Source organism: Neisseria sp. HMSC065D04 (genome assembly GCF_001815675.1).
Lineage (GTDB): Bacteria > Pseudomonadota > Gammaproteobacteria > Burkholderiales > Neisseriaceae > Neisseria.
Genome location: NZ_KV821545.1, coordinates 1 through 522, shown reverse-complemented (window position 1 = coordinate 522; position 522 = coordinate 1). Strand labels below are relative to the sequence as shown.

1 protein-coding gene is annotated in these 522 nt (G+C 52.3%); it reads right to left on the bottom strand.

The annotated features are described in order from the left end of the window. A partial coding sequence (locus tag HMPREF3050_RS14680) for a hypothetical protein (protein ID WP_210399937.1) occupies positions 1-522 on the bottom strand: 522 nt, incomplete at both ends.

The window sequence follows — 522 nt, the reverse complement described above, 5'->3', positions numbered from 1 at the left end:
CTTTCAGCTTCCAGCCTTTCTCGGCAGTCTCTTTCACTGACTTGATCGCGTCGTGAACGTTGTTCGCTCCAGTCTCGCCGATGTTGTTGGTCGTTACGTTGCCGTTGTTGTTGGCTGCCTCACCACCCAAGATGGTCTTCAGGTTCGCTTGGGTTTCGTTCAGCTGCTCTTCAGTCGCAGCTTGACCTTTGGTGGCAAAGTCCGCACCGCCCAATGTGGTGTTGGTCAGTCCGCTCACTGTACCGGTCGTACCGTCAATCACAACCGGTTTTTGACCTGCTTTGCCAACGGTAATCTTGTCAGCCAGGCTGAAGTCGATTTCGTTGTCCGCTACGGTCGTCACGATGTTCTTGTCTTTGCTCGTGTAGGTAACGGTTTCGCCCAGGTTCACTTTATCTGCATCGCCGTTGTCTGCAGCAATCTTCAGACCTTTGTTCAACTCTTTACCAACCTCGTTCAATGCGTCTTGAACGGTGTGTACAGGTGTACCCGCCGTACCGTCAGCATGATTGACGGTAAAGT